The organism is Acidomonas methanolica (assembly GCF_004346035.1).
Lineage (GTDB): Bacteria > Pseudomonadota > Alphaproteobacteria > Acetobacterales > Acetobacteraceae > Acidomonas > Acidomonas methanolica.
Map to the genome: position 1 here is coordinate 284,482 of NZ_SLZN01000002.1, position 16,103 is coordinate 300,584.

18 protein-coding genes are annotated in these 16,103 nt (G+C 65.3%); 10 read left to right on the top strand and 8 right to left on the bottom strand.

Features of this window, described 5'->3' with window-relative positions; translation table 11 throughout:
- Positions 1–20 precede the first annotated feature (20 nt).
- Together dcd and murA are read left to right on the top strand one after the other, a co-directional pair.
- Positions 21–572 carry a dCTP deaminase gene (gene dcd, locus EDC31_RS03115; RefSeq protein WP_042057994.1) on the top strand — a complete coding sequence of 184 codons (552 nt, stop codon included), beginning with the start codon at positions 21–23 and terminating at the stop codon, positions 570–572.
- A gap of 102 nt (positions 573–674) precedes the next feature.
- Positions 675–1,937, top strand: coding sequence for a UDP-N-acetylglucosamine 1-carboxyvinyltransferase (gene murA, locus EDC31_RS03120; protein WP_042057996.1), 1,263 nt, complete (start codon positions 675–677; stop codon positions 1,935–1,937).
- Between the two features lie 20 nt (positions 1,938–1,957).
- On the opposite strand, the gene EDC31_RS03125 is transcribed toward murA, so the two are convergent.
- From EDC31_RS03125 to minC, 4 genes are all read right to left on the bottom strand, one after another.
- Complete coding sequence (locus EDC31_RS03125; RefSeq protein ID WP_341767852.1) at positions 1,958–2,362, bottom strand: YidB family protein; 405 nt, start codon at positions 2,360–2,362, stop codon at positions 1,958–1,960.
- Positions 2,359–2,643 (bottom strand): cell division topological specificity factor MinE, encoded by a 285-nt coding sequence (gene minE, locus EDC31_RS03130; protein WP_042058001.1) that lies wholly within the window; start codon positions 2,641–2,643, stop codon positions 2,359–2,361. The genes EDC31_RS03125 and minE overlap by 4 nt, the downstream gene beginning before the upstream one ends.
- Positions 2,640–3,455 carry a septum site-determining protein MinD gene (minD, locus tag EDC31_RS03135; protein ID WP_042058005.1) on the bottom strand — a complete coding sequence of 272 codons (816 nt, stop codon included), beginning with the start codon at positions 3,453–3,455 and terminating at the stop codon, positions 2,640–2,642. The genes minE and minD overlap by 4 nt, the downstream gene beginning before the upstream one ends.
- 119 nt (positions 3,456–3,574) lie before the next feature.
- The gene (minC, locus tag EDC31_RS03140) at positions 3,575–4,306 is read right to left on the bottom strand and encodes a septum site-determining protein MinC (protein ID WP_042058007.1); all 732 of its coding nucleotides are present in this window, start codon (positions 4,304–4,306) and stop codon (positions 3,575–3,577) included.
- 93 nt (positions 4,307–4,399) lie between these two features.
- On the opposite strand from minC, the gene fzlA reads away from it, so the two are divergent.
- The 5 genes from fzlA to EDC31_RS03165 are packed head-to-tail and all read left to right on the top strand — an operon-like array spanning position 4,400 to position 9,362.
- Positions 4,400–5,068, top strand: coding sequence for an FtsZ-binding protein FzlA (gene fzlA / locus EDC31_RS03145; protein WP_042058009.1), 669 nt, complete (start codon positions 4,400–4,402; stop codon positions 5,066–5,068).
- Position 5,069: 1 nt separating this feature from the next.
- Positions 5,070–6,257: a BaiN/RdsA family NAD(P)/FAD-dependent oxidoreductase gene (locus EDC31_RS03150; protein WP_132126898.1), complete on the top strand. Its 1,188-nt coding sequence runs from the start codon at positions 5,070–5,072 to the stop codon at positions 6,255–6,257.
- 32 nt (positions 6,258–6,289) lie between these two features.
- Positions 6,290–6,892, top strand: a complete 603-nt coding sequence (locus EDC31_RS03155) for a gluconate 2-dehydrogenase subunit 3 family protein (protein WP_052511841.1) — start codon at positions 6,290–6,292, stop codon at positions 6,890–6,892.
- A complete protein-coding gene (locus EDC31_RS03160; protein WP_042058105.1) occupies positions 6,889–8,421 on the top strand; it encodes a GMC family oxidoreductase in 1,533 nt (510 codons plus the stop codon). Before EDC31_RS03155 ends, EDC31_RS03160 begins: the two co-directional genes overlap by 4 nt.
- Complete coding sequence (locus EDC31_RS03165; protein ID WP_042058010.1) at positions 8,418–9,362, top strand: 2-hydroxyacid dehydrogenase; 945 nt, start codon at positions 8,418–8,420, stop codon at positions 9,360–9,362. Before EDC31_RS03160 ends, EDC31_RS03165 begins: the two co-directional genes overlap by 4 nt.
- Positions 9,363–9,554: 192 nt before the next feature.
- On the opposite strand, the gene EDC31_RS03170 is transcribed toward EDC31_RS03165, so the two are convergent.
- The 3 genes from EDC31_RS03170 to EDC31_RS03180 form a co-directional block, all read right to left on the bottom strand.
- Positions 9,555–10,817, bottom strand: coding sequence for a cation:proton antiporter (locus EDC31_RS03170; RefSeq protein WP_132126899.1), 1,263 nt, complete (start codon positions 10,815–10,817; stop codon positions 9,555–9,557).
- A gap of 145 nt (positions 10,818–10,962) precedes the next feature.
- A complete protein-coding gene (locus tag EDC31_RS03175; protein WP_042060899.1) occupies positions 10,963–11,487 on the bottom strand; it encodes a GNAT family N-acetyltransferase in 525 nt (174 codons plus the stop codon).
- Positions 11,488–11,497: 10 nt separating this feature from the next.
- Positions 11,498–12,055 carry a helix-turn-helix domain-containing protein gene (locus tag EDC31_RS03180; protein WP_042060901.1) on the bottom strand — a complete coding sequence of 186 codons (558 nt, stop codon included), beginning with the start codon at positions 12,053–12,055 and terminating at the stop codon, positions 11,498–11,500.
- 238 nt (positions 12,056–12,293) lie between these two features.
- On the opposite strand from EDC31_RS03180, the gene EDC31_RS03185 reads away from it, so the two are divergent.
- Genes EDC31_RS03185 through EDC31_RS03195 form a run of 3 tightly spaced genes read left to right on the top strand, consistent with a single transcriptional unit; the run spans position 12,294 to position 14,597 of the window.
- Entirely contained in the window at positions 12,294–12,563 is a 270-nt protein-coding gene (locus EDC31_RS03185; RefSeq protein WP_042060903.1) for a FeoA family protein, read from the top strand.
- Between the two features lie 21 nt (positions 12,564–12,584).
- The gene (gene feoB, locus EDC31_RS03190) at positions 12,585–14,441 is read left to right on the top strand and encodes a ferrous iron transporter B (RefSeq protein ID WP_042060905.1); all 1,857 of its coding nucleotides are present in this window, start codon (positions 12,585–12,587) and stop codon (positions 14,439–14,441) included.
- A 3-nt stretch (positions 14,442–14,444) separates the two neighbouring features.
- Positions 14,445–14,597, top strand: a complete 153-nt coding sequence (locus EDC31_RS03195) for a FeoB-associated Cys-rich membrane protein (protein ID WP_132126900.1) — start codon at positions 14,445–14,447, stop codon at positions 14,595–14,597.
- Between the two features lie 21 nt (positions 14,598–14,618).
- Here EDC31_RS03195 and EDC31_RS03200 read toward each other — a convergent pair whose 3' ends face one another.
- Positions 14,619–15,803 carry a YihY/virulence factor BrkB family protein gene (locus tag EDC31_RS03200; protein WP_408735065.1) on the bottom strand — a complete coding sequence of 395 codons (1,185 nt, stop codon included), beginning with the start codon at positions 15,801–15,803 and terminating at the stop codon, positions 14,619–14,621.
- Between the last annotated feature and the right edge of the window lie 300 nt (positions 15,804–16,103).

A 16,103-nucleotide genomic window follows, 5' to 3' on the forward strand; every position in this document is an offset into this window, starting at 1 on the left:
GGGCAGCAAGGAGAGTACCGATGCCGATCATGCCCGATAGCTGGATCCGCCGGATGGCGCAGGAGCATGGGATGATCGAGCCCTTCGTGGAAAGCCAGAAACGTCAGGGCGTGATCTCCTACGGCCTGTCCTCCTATGGCTATGACGCGCGGGTCGGCGAGGATTTCAAGATTTTCACCGATGTGGACAATGCGGTGGTCGATCCGAAGAATTTCGCCGAGAACAGCTTCGTCACGCGCACGGGCGACATCACCATCCCGCCCAATTCCTTCGCGCTGGCCCATACGGTCGAGTATTTCCGCATTCCGCGCGACGTGCTCGTCGTCTGCCTTGGCAAATCGACCTATGCGCGCTGCGGCATCATCGTCAACGTCACCCCGCTGGAGCCGGAATGGGAGGGGCAGGTGACGATCGAGATCAGCAATACGACGAAGCTGCCCGCCCGCATCTACGCCAATGAGGGGATCTGCCAGTTCCTCTTCTTCCAGGGCGCGGAACCCTGCGAAGTGAGCTACGCGGACCGGGCGGGCAAATACATGCGGCAATCGGGCGTCACGCCGCCGCGTCTCTGAATCCGAATTCCCGGGAACTCCGAATCCCCGGCATCAAAAAGCCGCTTTTATCCATCATCGGCCCTGCTCTTCTGACAGGAACGGCAAATCGGGAGTCTTGCATTGGATCGTTTCATCATTCGCGGCGGCAACCGGCTCGAAGGCGAAATCACCATTGGCGGCGCAAAGAATGCGGGGCTCAAGCTCATGGTGGCGGGACTGCTGACGAGCGAGCGCCTGCGTCTTTCGAACGTGCCCCGTATCGCCGACATCGCCACCATGCGCGACCTGCTGATGCAGCATGGCGTGGCGGTGGAGGATGTGACCGGAGACGGGCGCACGCTGTCGATCGGCGGCGCGATCACCTCCGTCGAGGCGCCGTACGACATCGTCTCGAAAATGCGCGCCTCGATCCTCGTTCTCGGCCCGCTTCTGGCGCGGATGCATGAAGCGCGCGTCTCGCTGCCCGGCGGCTGCGCGATCGGCACGCGCCCGGTGGACATGCATCTGAAGGGGCTCGAAACGCTCGGCGCGCAGATCGCCCTGGACGGCGGCTACATCCACGCCCGCGCGCCGGGCGGCCTGAAGGGCGAGCGCGTGATCCTACCCTTCGCCTCCGTGGGCGCGACGGAAAATCTGCTCATGGCGGCCACGCTCGCCAGGGGGCGGACGGAGATCGTCAATGCCGCGCGCGAGCCGGAAATCTGCGATCTCGTGACCTGCCTCAATCGCATGGGCGCGCGGATTTCCGGCTCAGGGACGGGCACGCTGGTCATCGACGGCGTCGAGGCGCTGCACGGCGTGGAGCACGCCATCATGGCGGACCGCATCGAATGCGGCACATATGCGTGCGCCGCCGGCATCACCGGCGGCGATCTCCGCCTGATCGGCGGCCGCGCGAGCGATCTGGGCGCGGTGATCCGCGCTCTGGAGGAGGCGGGCGTCGAGGTCATCGCGGAAGAGAACGCCATCCGCGTGCGGCGCAACGGCCCGCTACGCGGCGTGGACATCATGACCGAGCCCTATCCCGGATTCCCGACCGACATGCAGGCGCAGTTCATGGCGATGCTGTCCATCGCGGAAGGCGCGTCGATGATCACCGAGACGATCTTCGAGAACCGCTTCATGCATGTGCCGGAACTCAACCGCATGGGCGCGCGCATCAACGTCCATGGCTCGTCCGCCATCATTCGCGGCGTGGACGCGCTTTCCGGCGCGCCCGTCATGGCGACCGATCTGCGCGCCTCTTTCTCGCTGATCCTGGCCGGGCTGGCGGCGCGCGGAGAGACGGTGCTGAGCCGGATCTATCACCTCGATCGCGGCTACGAAGCCGTGGACCGCAAGCTCGCCGCCGTCGGCGCGGCGATCGAGCGCGTATCGGACTGACCGGGGAAACGCGAAGAGCGTCAGGCCGCGCCGTTCGGAGCCGTGCCGTCCGGCGTGTGCTGGTCCACGGCTTTCGGCAGGAGTTCGGCGAGGGCGGGCAGGATCGCAGCGGCGGGCAGCCCGGTCTTGGAGACCAGCGTCTCGACCTGCTCGCTCGTCAGGAGGCTACGCAGTTCGTCCGCCGAGATGGGCAGGTTTTCGCCCGACCCGATCCAGGAATGGACCTTATCCTCCAGCCCGGACTTGCGCGCCTGGTCCAGCAGCGTCTGGAGGCCCGGCCCCTGGATGAATTCGCTCACGCTGGAACCGAATTTCTGTTCGAACTGAGCGCCCAGCGCGCCGACGGCGCTGTTGACGAGATTACCAAAAAATCCGCTCACCGATGACGATCCTTTTCTGCTCTGCTCCCGCGCGAGAGCGGTCAGGCGGAATGCCCGACTTCAGTATGGGAATCGAGACGCGGCACCTCGATGTCGATTTCCAGCATCGAGCGGCCGTCCGTTCCCCCATCCAGCTTTATCTGAACCTTGTCCTGATCGACAGCCACATGGCGCTTGATGACTTCGAGAATTTCGCGGTGCAGCTTCGCGATCAGATCAGACTCGCCGCTCCCGGACGATCGCTCATGCGCAAGAAGGATCTGGAGCCGGTCCCGTGCGACGGCGCTCGTATTTCGCTTGGCGAAGAAGTTGGCGAGAAAGCTCATGCGACCCTCTTCTTGAACAGCCAGTCCAGCAGCCCCTTGCGCTCGACGGGAACGGAGATGTCCAGCTTCTCCCCCATCAAACGCCGGGCCGAATCGAAATAGGCGCGCGCGGGGGCGGAGTCCGGATGGGCCAGCGTCACCGGCGAACCGACATTCGAGGAGCGCAGCACTTCCTCGCTTTCCGGAACGATGCCGAGCAGGGGAATGGACAGAATCTCCAGCACGTCCTCCGTGCTCAGCATCTCGCCCTTCGAGGCGCGAGCGGGATCATAACGCGTGACGAGGAGATGTTTTTCCATCTTCTCTCCACGTTTCGCGCGCTCCGTCGTGCTGTCGAGCATCCCGATGATGCGGTCGCTGTCGCGCACGGAGCTGACTTCCGGATTGGTGACGACGACGGCCAGATCGGCGTGGTACATCGCAAGCTGCGCGCCGCGCTCGATTCCGGCGGGGCTGTCGCACAGCACCCAGTCGAACTTCTCGCGCAACTCGCCCATCACCCGCTCGACCCCCTCGGCGGTCAGCGCGTCCTTGTCCCGGGTCTGGGACGCGGGGAGAATCGAGAGAGTCTCGCACCGCTTGTCGCGGATCAGCGCCTGGGCGAGCTTCGCGTCGCCCTGGATGACGTTGATGAGATCGAATACCACGCGGCGCTCCGCCCCCATCACGAGATCCAGATTGCGCAGCCCGACATCGAAATCGACCACCGCGACATTCTGGCCCGTCTGGGCGAGAGCCGCCCCGAGTGCCGCCGTCGAGGTCGTCTTGCCTACGCCCCCTTTGCCCGACGTGACAACCAGAACCTTGGCCATGCGCTCTCCAGTTTCATGATCAGTCTGTTTCCGTTATAACGGAAATATTTCGCCGATATTACATGCAGTTTGCCGATTTTCGCAATGAGCAAACTGCGGGACGCCCCAGCTTCGCAGCTTCAAGCCAGTTTACGGATCACAATACGCTCGTCGTCCAGCATCGCCTGAACGGGTGCGCCGATCATATCCGCAGCCATTTCCTCCGCCATCATGTAATAGCCGTCGATCGCGATCAGTTCCGCATTCATACGGCGGACAAAAATCCGTGCGGTGGCCGCGCCGCCGATCCCCGCAACGGCGCGGCCGCGCAGATTGCCATAGACGTGGATCGATCCGGCGGCGGCGATTTCCGCGCCCGAGGCGACGGAGCCGAGAATGACGAGATCGCCCTCCATGTTGACGACGGTCTGCCCGGACCGGACGCTCTCCTCATACACCACGGCGCCGGAACGGGCCGCCTTCGGCGGCACGGCGTCGTCCCGCGTCTCCCCGCCGTCCTCAGGGAGATCGACCTCCCCGCTGGCCCGGCCGCCCTCGAACGTGGCCGGCCAGTCCCAGCCGGCCAGGGCGGGCCAGTCCGGATTCCCGCCCTCGACGCCGATGATCCGCACGCCGCGTTCGCGCAGCGCCGCCTGAAGCCCCGCCAGTCCCTCGTCATCGGGTTCGAGCAGGCCGAGATCGAGGATCACCGGCTTGCCCATGAAAAATCCGGCCGAACGGGCGATCTGGTCGTCCAGCGCCTCGATCCAGCGGGCAAGGGGACGCTCCGGCGAAAGGACGAGGGCCAGGAAAGACCGTCCGCGCGCGCGGATACGCATGGGCGCGGGGGAATCGGGGGCGGAGGTGGACATCGGCGGGACAGGTTCCGAAACGGGCTCGGGCATGTGTCAGGAATACGCCATCATATCTTGTTGCGCCTCTGTCACATGCCGTAGGATGGGGCCATGCGTATTCTGTACCATTTGCCGCTCTCTCCGCAAAGCCGTCAGGTCAGACTCATGCTCGGGGAGAAGCGCCTGCCCTACGAGCCGATGACCGAGCGCGTCTGGGAGGAGCGTCCGGAGTTCATCCGGCTGAATCCCGCGGGTGACGTGCCGGTTCTCGTGGAGGAAAACGGACTCTCCATCCCGAATGCCGGCGTCATCTGCGAGTATCTCGAGGAAGCCTATCCGGACACGCCGCTCATGGGGCGCACCCTGGCCGAACGGGTCGAGGTGCGTCGCCTCGCCGCGTGGTTCAACGAGAAATTCGCCAGCGAGGTCACACGCAATCTTCTGGGCGAGAAGGTGGACAAGCGGCTCGCCGGGCGCGGCAACCCCGACGGCAACGCGTTGCGGGCGGGATACGCCAATATCCGCTTCCATCTCGACTATATCGGCTGGCTGGCGGAGACGCGCGCATGGCTGGCGGGGGGCATGCTCTCGATCGCGGATTTCGCCGCGGCAGCCCATCTCTCCTGCCTCGATTTCATCGGCGATATCGACTGGAGCCGCGCGCCCGCCGCGAAGGACTGGTACGCGCGGGTGAAATCCCGCCCCTGTTTCCGATCCCTGCTGAACGACCGCATCGTCGGCTTCACCCCGCCCGAACATTACGCCGATCTCGATTTCTGAGGTGGCCGGAACGGAGAGACCATGGGATGTCGCCGTGCTCGGCGCGGGCGCGGCGGGTCTCATGGCGGCGGCGGTGGCCGGCCGGCGCGGCGCATCGGTCCTCGTGCTGGACCATGCCGCGGAAGCCGGGCGGAAAATCCTCATCTCCGGCGGCGGCCGCTGCAATTTCACCCATCTCGATGCCGGGCCGGAGCGTTTTCTCTCGCGGAACCCGCATTTCGCGCGCTCGGCGCTCGCACGCTACACGCCGCGCGATTTTCTTGCCCTCGTGGAGAAACACCGCATCGCCTGGCACGAAAAAACGCCGGGGCAGCTTTTTTGCGACGAGTCCGCGCGGCGGATCGTCACGTTGCTGCTGGACGAGGCGCAGGCGGCGGGAGCGGCGCTCCGGCTCCGGGTGCGCGTCAACGACATCGAAAAAGGCGAGGCGTTTCGCCTCGTCACGGATCATGGCGACGTTCTGGCGCGGCGCGTGATCCTCGCGACCGGCGGCCTTGCGGTGCCCAAGCTGGGCGCGACGGATTTCGCGCTCCGGATGGCGCAGCGTTTCGGGATGCGGCTCGTGCCCCCTGCCCCGGCGCTGGTCCCCCTGACCCTGACCAGCCCCGCGCCGGATCTCGCCGGCGTTGCGCTGCCCGTCGCCGCGCGGATCGGCAAGACGGTTTTCAGCGACGCCATGGTCTTCACCCATCGCGGGATCTCGGGCCCCGCCATTCTCCAGATTTCGTCCTACCGTTCCGGGGACGGACCGCCGCTGGAACTCGATCTGCTGCCCGGCATGTCAGCGGAGGCGGAGATGCGCCGCATCAAACAGGCGCGGCCGAGAGCGGGCGCGGCCGCGCTGCTGGAGGGGATACCCCAGCGTCTCGGACGGGCGATTACAGCGGAAATGCTGCCCGACTTCACCGATCATCTGGCGAATCTGCCGGACAGGCGGATCGCCGCCCTGGCGCGGCGCGTGTCGGCCTGGAGTCCGGACATCAGCGGGACCGAGGGCTACGCGAAGGCGGAGGTGATGCGCGGGGGGATCGACACGCGCGATCTCTCGTCACAGACCATGGAATCGCGCCTCGTGCCGGGGCTGTACGCCATCGGCGAAGCCGTCGACGTGACCGGCTGGCTGGGCGGATATAATTTCCAATGGGCGTGGTCGAGCGGTTACGTTGCCGGGATCGGAGCCGCATCGTGAGCCTTCGTCCTCCCATCGCAGGAGCCTCGCCCGTGATCCCTGAGAGTCCCTCCACCTTCCGCGCCCTGCTCGAGTCCGATCATGTCACGGCGCGCACACGCGCAGTGATGGCGGCGCGCGCTAAACCCGTCTCCGGCGCGCCCCGCGCGCTGTCGGCGGAGGGGCTGGAGCGCCTCCGCGCCCTGCTGGACGGCGTGCTCCCGCAAGGCGACCTCTTCGGCGACGCACGGATCGATCTGGCCGAACGGATCGACGCCCGGCTGGCCGGACCGGGAGACGGCTGGCGCTTCGCCATCCTGCCGCCCGACGCGATCGCCTATGAGCAGGCGCTCGCCACGCTGGACGCCGCCGGACGCGACTCGTTCGGCGCCGGTCTGCCGGCGCTCGACGCGGCGGCGCGCGACCGGCTGATCGCCCGTCTGGCGGAAGGGACCATTTCCGGCCTGCTCGACGGCGCGCAGATGCAACGCTGGTTCAGCGATCTGCGCGCCGACGCGGTGCAGGAGTTCATGGCCCATCCGGCGGTGCAAGGCGCGTTCGGCATCAGCGCCGTGGCGACCGGGGGCGATCGGGAGATTCAGGGCTTCGAGGAGATCGGAGCGGATCGGCGCGAGCGGTGGGAGGCCGGGCTGTGAAGGGCGCGCGCCATGCGCTGACCGATCCGGTGGATGTGCTCGTCATCGGCACCGGCGCGGGCGGCGCGCCTGTTCTGGCGGAGCTGGCGCGCGCCGGCCTCAAGGTCGTGGCGCTCGAAGCCGGGCCGCGCTTCACGGCGCGGGACTACACGCCGGACGAGATCACCGCCGCCACATTCTACTGGCGCGAGGAGCGTCTTTCCGCAGGGGAGACGCCACAGGCCTTCGGCGGCAACAACAGCGGTTTCGGCGTCGGCGGGTCGATGCTGCATTACGGCGCGTTCATGCCGCGGATCGACGCGCGGGATTTCCACCTCTTCTCCGAAACGGGACAGGGCGTGGACTGGCCGTTCGGGCGCGACACGCTGCTACCCTATATGGAGCGCGTCGAGGAGGAGATCGGCGTCTCCGGCCCCATGCCTTATCCGTGGGAGCCGACGCGCCGCTTCACCGATGCCCCGCCGCCGCGCAACGCCGCCGCCGAGGCCATGCTGCGCGGCTGCGCGGCGCTGGGCATCCGCGCGTCGGACGGCCCCGCCGCGCTGATCACCCGGGCGCGGAACGGGCGCGGCGCCTGCGTGAATTGCGGGGCCTGCCATCAGGGCTGCCGCAACGGCGCGAAATCGGGCGTGGACAACAGCTTTCTCCGTCGCGCGGAGCAGGATGGGGCGGAGATCCGGCCCGGCTGCTTCGCGCATGGCATCGAGACGAACGCGGCGGGCCGCGTGACCGGCGTGGTCTATCGGCATGAGGGGGTGGATTACCGGCAGGCCTGCGGGACGCTGATCCTCGCCGCCGGTGCGGTCGAAACGGCGCGGCTGCTCCTGCATACGGGGCTGGCCAACCGGAGCGGTCAGGTCGGGCGCAACTACATGGCGCATGTCTCCACGCAGGTCTGGGGGCGCCTGCCGGAGGAAACGCGGCCGAACAAGGGCTACCCCTCGCTTGCCATCACGGAGGAGATGATGCGTCCCGCCGATGCGGATTTCGTCGGCGGGTATCTGATCCAGTCCCTCGGCATGATGCCGCTCACCTGGGCGACGAATGTCGCGCGCGGGCGCGGCCTCTGGGGGCCCGACCTCACACGCGCGCTCGCGGGATACAACCACGCCGTCGGGCTGGGGGCGCATGGCGACTGCCTGCCCCATGACGGCAACCGGGTCACGCTTTCCGACGAGCCGGGCATGGCGTCCGTGCCCAAGCCGCTGATCTCCTTCAGCTATGGCGCGAATGAGCGCGCCATGCACGCCCATGCGGAGCGCACGCTGCGCGCGATCCTCGCGGCGGCGGGAGCGGAGGATATCTGGGCCATGCCGCGCGATGCGCATATGATCGGCACCTGCCGCATGGGGAACGATCCGGAGTCGAGCGTGGTCGATCCGTTCGGGCGCAGTCACGACATCGAAAATCTGTGGATTTGCGACCACTCCGTCTTTCCCAGTGCGACGGCGGCCAATCCGGCGCTCGCCATCATGGCGCTCAGTCTCCGGATGGCGGAAAATCTGACGGCACGGCGCGGACGCCCATGACGAGCATCGTCATCAACGGGGCGAACGCCGCCGAACTGGCAGCCTGGCGCAAGGAATTCGCGGCCTGTGCCCCGGATTGGGACGTGCTGGACTGGAACGATCCCGCGCTCGATCCGGCGAAACCGGACTTCGCCTTCGTTTACCGTCCGGAAGGGAAACGCCTCGCGGCGATGCCGAATCTGCGCGCGGTCATCAGCCAGGCGGCGGGCGTCGATCATATTCTCGACGACCCCGATTTTCCCCGCTCCCTGCCGGTCTATCGCATGGGCGGCGAGGAGGTGAGCGGGCAAATGGGCGATTATGTCTGCTGGGCCGCCTTCACCCTGCTCCGCAAGACATGGCGCTGGGCGCGCCTCCAGCAGCGGCACGAATGGCACACGGACGCCCTCGACCGCCGCATGGCCTCCGAGGTCACGGTCGGCGTCATGGGGCTCGGTCAACTGGGCCTCGCCACGCTGGAACGGCTGAAGGGCGCGGGATTCCGCGTGGCCGGCTGGGCGCGGAGCGCGCATGTGATCGACGGCGTCGCGACCTTCCACGGCGCGGACGGTCTGGCTCCGTTCCTGCGCGGGCTCGATTTCGTGGTGTCGCTGCTTCCCGCCACGCCCGAAACCGACGACCTGCTGAACGCACGGATGCTGGCGCTGTTGCGACCCGGCGGCGGCGTCATCAATGCTGGGCGCGGCAATCAGGTGAACGAGGCCGATCTGATCGCCGCCCTGCGGTCCGGCGCGCTGAGCGGCGCGGTTCTGGACGTGTTCGCGGAGGAGCCGCTGCCGCCCGACTCGCCGCTCTGGGACTGTCCCGGCATCATCATCTCGCCTCACTCAGCCTCCGACGCCTCCTACCGCGCGCGGGCGCAACGGGCGGTGGAGATCATCCGCGATCTTCTCGCGGGCCGGGAAGCGCCGCTAAAGGTCGATCCCGCCCAGGGATATTGATGGCGGCCACGCGGCCGCTTGCATTTCGACGCAGCCGCGCAGGCTGAAACGCGACGGCCAGCGGGTAGTGTCTCAGGTTGAAATATCCGGTTTTTGGGGGGATGCGGAAGGTCGGCTATTTGTCAAAAATCATGATCAAGCTGCCATGATTTTTCTCTTTATGGAGCTGTCCTTCAAATAATCAGAGCCGTATTATTGAGGTCCAGGCGTAGAGGACGGATAAAGTCTGCGGGCAACCCGCTCCATCGTTAGCCCCTGCACAATGATCGTAAACACCACGACGCCGTAACAGACAGGCAGCAGCAGGTCACGCAAGTTTCCGGGCGGCAACCCAAGCGCCAGCGAAACCGAAATGCCGCCACGCAGACCGCCCCAGGTCAGGATCCCAAGAACACGGCCCCGCTCCCATTGCCTGAAGTGAACCGGAAGCGTTGAAAACAATACGCTCAATACCCGCACGGCAACGGACAGTGGGATCACGGCTAGGGTCGCCAGCACCGTAAACAGATGTGGCGTGACCTCAAGGATTTCAAAGCCGATCAGCATAAACAGCAGGACGTTCAGCACCTCGTCAATGAGTGTCCATGCGATGTCGAGTTCCTTTCGGGATGCCTTATCGAAAACGGAATGGCTATAACTCGTTCCGAAGCACAGTCCCGCCGCCACGACGGCAATCGCACCCGACATGCCAAGCTGGTTGGCAATGCTGAAGGTTCCCGTCGCCAGAGCCAGCGACGTCAGCAGATCGATATGCGGATCCCGCTGTCCCTTAAGCACACGGAGCGCGATCCATCCGGTCAGTGCGCCCAATAGGCCGCCACCGATCGCCTCGCGGCAAAAGCTCAGAGCAATCTCGGAGGCGGTCACTTCCTGACTGTCCCCGGTCGCCAGTCCGATCGTGACGCCGAAAATCACCACGCCCACGCCGTCATTGAACAGGCTCTCCCCTGCGAAAACGGCCTGAAGGGGGGCGGGCAGTCCGAGACGTTTCAGCATGCCGACAACTGAAACTGGATCAGTTGGCGCGAGAATGGCCCCAAGGACGATGCACCACGTGAAAGGAATGGCATGACCCAACACAGGGAAGACGTACCATGCCGCGATCGCCAGAAAGGCAACAGCCAGAACGGTTCCCAGAACAGAGAGAGCGGCCACGGAGGCAAGCTTTGCGCGCAGATGTCCGACATCCACCTGCGTGGCCCCGGCAAACAGAAGCAGGGACAGCGCGCCACTCAGGAGGGCCGTGGGAAGATTGATGGCTCCGAGCACAGATCGCGGGAGAGCCTGAAGGTCATAGGCCGGTATCAGCGGATTCAGGATCATGACCAGCAGGGAAGCCAGCAATGAGAAGACCAGCACGCCGATCGTCACAGGAAGGCGAAACGTGTGGTGATTGACAATGCTGAATCCTGCCGAGAGGGTCAGAAGCAGAGCGAGGAGGCTGATGGTATCCATGCCTTCACCGCTGGCCGCTGCCGTCCCCCACGTCAAGAAAAACCGGCGATGGTCCGCTATCGGAGATAGCCTGACTGGTCTTCCCATGTCCGAGATGAGGCGTGAACAGTCGTTAGGCAAACGGGAATTGAGCTTCAATCGCACTCTATATCCGTCGGAACATGTAGATTGTTGAATGCCGCGTCCTTCCATCTGGGTCCCAAGCATAACCCGGAATGACGCCGGCGACCTCAAAACCTAGCGAGGCGTATAATGACTCCGCAATATCCCCGCTTCGAGTATCCAGCGTGACAAGGGTCTTGCCGAGTTCCCCGGCGCGCTTAATCGCGTGCTCCATGAGAAGGCGCCCCACCCCCAGCCGTCGGAACTTGGGATGAACCATCATCTTTGCAATCTCGCACCGATGCGGCTGGTTGGGCGGCATTGCGATGATGAGCTGTACCGTGCCGACGACCCTTCCGTCATGCACCCCGGCAAACAGCGTACGTCGTTTCGCCGTCACCTCTGTTCGGATATCGTCGGACCAGTAGCGCGCTGCGTCGTTATGTTGCAGGGGAGCCATGAAGCCTATGGCGGCTCCCCCGCTGACGCTCGCCACAAGAATAGCGGACAACGCACTCACGTGCTCGTCCACGGCGAGTGCGTCGACTTCAATGACATTGGTGTTCATCAAGAACTCCTTAGGCCATGGCGATGACATAGCGGGCGGGCAGGTCTCTGGTCTCGAACGAGGAAGGGCCGTGCAGCTGATATCGCAGGCAATCACCTGGCCGCAGATCGCGCGCGACACCGGCCACCACGATCGTCAGTAACCCGTCAAGCATGACGAGATGATGTTCGTGGCCCGGGAAGGCAGGCAGATCGTAAAAGATGCGTTGGTGAGGCTCGATCGAGCACTCGATCATCTCAAGCTTCAGCTCCTGGTTGGGCGGGGAAACAGAGCGCCGCACAAAGCCCTTCTGCGGATCCGTCCAGACGTTTTGCTCTGCGCGCCGCACCAACGGCGGAAAGTTGGGCTCAAGCGGAGCAAGGAGCCGGGACAGTGGTATGGCGAAGGCGGATGCCAAACGACCAAGTGTCTCTGCCGTAGGGCTGACATCTGCGTTCTCGATGCGTGAGAGAGTGGCACGGCTTATGCCACTCTTATCGGAAAGCGTCTGCAAGCTGAGACCGCTGTCGACCCGCAGCAGCTTCAGATGTTTCGCCAAGGCCAGATGGGATTTATCCATTTTGTCCATATATGGGAAATATTCCCACTAACGAGACGATGCAAGCAAAAGTGAGTTCCCTGGGGCGATATGTAGGGGTTGCCTTGAAATGTCCGCACTTGAGACGGATCAGCAAGCGTCAGAATGTCTGAGAAGAGGCGAAACCCAAATTTCAAACTGAGTCGCGGCCGGCCAGCGATAAGGATGGACAAGAGCGGAGCGAGCGACTAAGAGGCGTTCTTAACTGTTTTCGCGGGACGCCGGACATATGGATCTGAATGCTTTGCCGAAAGGTGGCCATGCCGTGATCGACCGTGTCGAGGCCCGCGGCGGTGTCGATCCGATCATGACGCGGTTGCTGGAACTCGGCTTCGTTCCCGGCGAAGCGGTGGAGATGGTGGCGCGTGGTCCGCTGGGCGCTGATCCGGTGGCGGTGCGCGTCGGCACGGCGCGTTTCGCGCTCCGTCGGGAAGAGGCGGCCAGGGTGCATCTTCGCCCGCTGCATCTTTCCCCGGCGCATCTTCGCTCCGCCGCCTGAGCGACGACATCCGGCCTCCTGATGAACGTCGTCGAGCCGCGCACCGCCACTCTTTATGCTGCGCTGGTCGGCAATCCCAATTGCGGCAAGACCGCGCTGTTCAATCAGTTGACCGGCAGCCGCCAGAAAGTCGCGAATTACGCCGGCGTGACGGTGGAGCGGAAGGAAGGGCGCTTCGTCACGCCCCAAGGCCGTCCCGTCAGGCTGCTCGATCTGCCGGGCGCGTACAGCCTCACCGCCACGAGCCCGGACGAGACCGTCACGCGGGCCATCTGTCTGGGCGAACACCCCCGGGAAGGCCGTCCTGAGCTTCTGATCTGTGTCGTGGATGCGACCAATCTGCGCCTGCATCTGCGGTTCGTGCTGGAGGTGCGGCAGCTCGGCCAGCCGATGATCCTCGTCATGAACATGATGGACGAGGCGGAACGGCGCGGCATCGTCATCGATGTGAAGGGACTGTCCTACGAACTCGGCGTCACGGTGATCCCGGCGGTGAGCGTCCGCAAGGGCGGCGCTCACGGCGTGCTCGACGCGCTGGACGCCCCCCTGCCCTCCGCGCCGCCGCCGCTTCCCGAAGGCACGGATCTGCATGCCGAGGTGCGGCGGATTCTCGCCGTCTATGTCACGGACCGCTCGCGCGAGAGCGTGGTGCTGGCGGACCGGCTGGATCACTGGTTCCTGCATCCGGTCATCGGTCCGCTGATCCTGCTGACCGTGCTGTTCACAATGTTCCAGACGGTGTTTTCCTGGGCGCAGCCGCTGATGGATGCGTTGCAGGCGCTGGCTGACGGGCTGGGCGCCGCCGTGCGCGCGACCCTGCCGGACGGATTGCTGCGCAGCCTTCTGGTGGACGGAATCATCGCGGGCGCGGGAACCGTGATCGTCTACCTGCCGCAGATTCTCATTCTCTTCCTCTGGATTCTGGCGCTGGAGGAATCGGGATACCTGCCCCGTGCGGCGTTTCTGCTGGATCGCATCATGGCGGCGGCGGGGCTGTCTGGCCGTTCCTTCATCCCGCTGCTTTCGAGTTTCGCCTGCGCCATTCCCGGCATCATGGCGACGCGGACGATCCAGCATCCGCGCGACCGTCTGGTGACGATCCTCGTCGCCCCGCTCATGACCTGTTCGGCGCGCCTGCCCGTCTACACCCTGCTGATCAGCGCCTTCATTCCCAAGCGGCATGTGCTGGGCGTCTTCGGGTTGCAGGGCCTGGTCCTGTTCGGCCTCTATGCCTTCGCCATTGTCAGCGGCCTGATCGTGGCGCGGCTGATGACGCGCGGCGTCGCGGCCGCGGAACATCCGCTGCTCCTGGAACTTCCGGCCTATCGCCTTCCTGTCCCGCGCAATCTTGCGCTGGGGTTATGGCAGCGCGCCACGATCTTCCTTTCCCGCGTCGGCACCATCATCGTGACGCTGAATGTCCTGCTCTGGGCACTGTCGAGCTTTCCGCCTCCGCCGGCGGGGGCGGCCGGCGCTGCGATCGACTGGAGTCTGGCCGGGCGGATCGGACACTGGATGCTGCCGGTCTTCGCGCCGATCGGCTTCAACTGGCAGATCTGCGTGTCGCTCATCCCCGGCATGGCGGCACGCGAGGTCGCGGTGTCGGCGCTCGCGACGGTCTATGCGCTGGGGGAAACCGGGGATGCCGCGGTAGACAAGCTCACGCCGCTGCTTTCCGCGCAATGGAGCCTCGGCACCGCCCTTTCGCTCCTGGTCTGGTATGTCTTCGCGCCGCAATGCCTCTCGACGCTCGCCGTGATCCGGCGCGAGACCGGAACGTGGAAATGGGTCGCGGTGACGGCGGGCTATCTCTTCGCCCTTGCTTATGGCGCGGCGCTCATTACGTATCAGGGAACCCGGTTTTTGGGGGGAGGCTGAGACATGGTGGAATTGCTGAGTGTCGGGCTGATCGTGGCGCTCTGCGCGGGGTACTGGGCGCGACGGCTCCTGCCCGCGCGAGGCCGCGCGGCGACCGCGCCGGTCTCGAAATGCGGCGGATGCAGCGCCTGCGACAGAAACGGCGGCTGCCACTGAACGACGGACCGAACGGGCGCCTCAGACGTGGCCGGGCGCCGAGCGCCGAGCGCCGGGCGGAGTTTCCGCGGGAAGCGCTTCGGTTGCGCCTGACGCCTCCTCGTCCAGCGCCTTCGCCACGGCGGCGTCGAGGGGTTGAAGCCCCGGCAATTTCGGTTGACGCCCCTTCACGCGGTCTTCGAGCGCCGCGTTCACTTCCGCCCCGAACAGCACGACATAGGCGCTGACCCACAACCACATCATGATGGCGGCCACCGCGCCCAGCGGGCCGTACGTTGCGCTGTAGGCGGCGTAATGCCCGACATAATATGAGAAGCCCAGCGACGCGCCGACCCAGACGATCGTCGCCAGCAGGGAGCCGGGCAATATCCAGCGCCACGCCACATGGTTCCGGGCCGTCCCGTACTGGTAGAGAATCGAAAGCACCATCAGCACGAAGAGCAGCATCAGCACCGGACCGCCCATGCGGATCGCCAGGCGTGTCCCGACGCCCATCAGCAGGCTCGCGGGCCATGGCAGACTCCCCAGGCCGAAATGGACGGGAATGAAATCGACCAGCGCCGGAAGCCCCACCATCAGCGCCAGGGTCAACACCGCGCCGAGCACGGCACAGAGCGTCGTGGCGAGCGCGAAGGCCTGAAAGGCGAGGAAGCTTCGTTTCTCCTCGACGCCGTAGGCGATGCTGAGCGCCGAGAGGATGGATTTCGTCGCCGCCGAGGCGGACCACAATGCGACGGTAAGCGAGAAGACCAGGCCGATGGTCAGCGAACTATGCGGCTGGGACACGAGGTTATGGATCTGGCCGCCGATGAGGTTATAGGCCGAGCGGGGCAGGAGATTCCGCATGACCTGCAATTGCGGTTCGACCGTCTCGAGGCTGAAGGCCAGGCCGTAGAGCGAAATCAGCGTGGTGAGCGCGGGGAACAGCGACAAGGTGGCGTAGAACGCGCAGCCCGCCGCGGCGAGGGAGATCTGGCTGGTGCCGAGTTCGGCGAAGGTCTGCTTGAAAATGATGCTCCAGCCAGCCCGCGGCATCCGCCATGGCGACGCGACCCCGGTGCCCGGCGCGTGAAGCCCCCGTTCCCGCGCCTGCCGAATCGCGATTTCATCCTGACGCAGACGCTCCCGCCCGACTTTCCGTCTCAGGCGATCGTCTTCCGGATCGAACGCCTCGATCGTGGGGTCCGGGATCATGGGGTCCGGCAAGGGCGGTGCTCCTGATGCTGCGGTGGGAGATGCGAAGGCGGCGAGCCCGGCAATCGGCACGGATTGCACTGCGGGACGCGCCCCGGTTCCCTGCGATGTTTCAGCACGTTAACCGGGACGGACGGCGAAGAATATGAAATTTGCGCCTCGACCCGAAATCATTGTTGCACTCCCCTGCGTTTGGGCCCATATGCGCGCCCACGCAGCAACGCACGTGCCACTGGCCCTCTGAAGGTTACGCAACGACGTCAAGCGTTCTGGCAATCGGGTTGCCCCAGTGTGTCTCGGCCTTCCATCCGG

Coding starts and splice junctions, on each gene's coding strand:
- minD (WP_042058005.1), bottom strand. CDS start 3,455: ATGGCCAAGGTTCTGGTTGTCACGTCGGGCAAAGGGGGCGTAGGCAAG.
- feoB (WP_042060905.1), top strand. CDS start 12,585: ATGAACGTCGTCGAGCCGCGCACCGCCACTCTTTATGCTGCGCTGGTC.
- dcd (WP_042057994.1), top strand. CDS start 21: ATGCCGATCATGCCCGATAGCTGGATCCGCCGGATGGCGCAGGAGCAT.
- minC (WP_042058007.1), bottom strand. CDS start 4,306: ATGTCCACCTCCGCCCCCGATTCCCCCGCGCCCATGCGTATCCGCGCG.
- EDC31_RS03180 (WP_042060901.1), bottom strand. CDS start 12,055: ATGGACAAAATGGATAAATCCCATCTGGCCTTGGCGAAACATCTGAAG.
- EDC31_RS03185 (WP_042060903.1), top strand. CDS start 12,294: ATGGATCTGAATGCTTTGCCGAAAGGTGGCCATGCCGTGATCGACCGT.
- EDC31_RS03195 (WP_132126900.1), top strand. CDS start 14,445: ATGGTGGAATTGCTGAGTGTCGGGCTGATCGTGGCGCTCTGCGCGGGG.
- EDC31_RS03175 (WP_042060899.1), bottom strand. CDS start 11,487: ATGAACACCAATGTCATTGAAGTCGACGCACTCGCCGTGGACGAGCAC.
- EDC31_RS03165 (WP_042058010.1), top strand. CDS start 8,418: ATGACGAGCATCGTCATCAACGGGGCGAACGCCGCCGAACTGGCAGCC.
- fzlA (WP_042058009.1), top strand. CDS start 4,400: ATGCGTATTCTGTACCATTTGCCGCTCTCTCCGCAAAGCCGTCAGGTC.
- minE (WP_042058001.1), bottom strand. CDS start 2,643: ATGAGCTTTCTCGCCAACTTCTTCGCCAAGCGAAATACGAGCGCCGTC.
- EDC31_RS03170 (WP_132126899.1), bottom strand. CDS start 10,817: ATGGATACCATCAGCCTCCTCGCTCTGCTTCTGACCCTCTCGGCAGGA.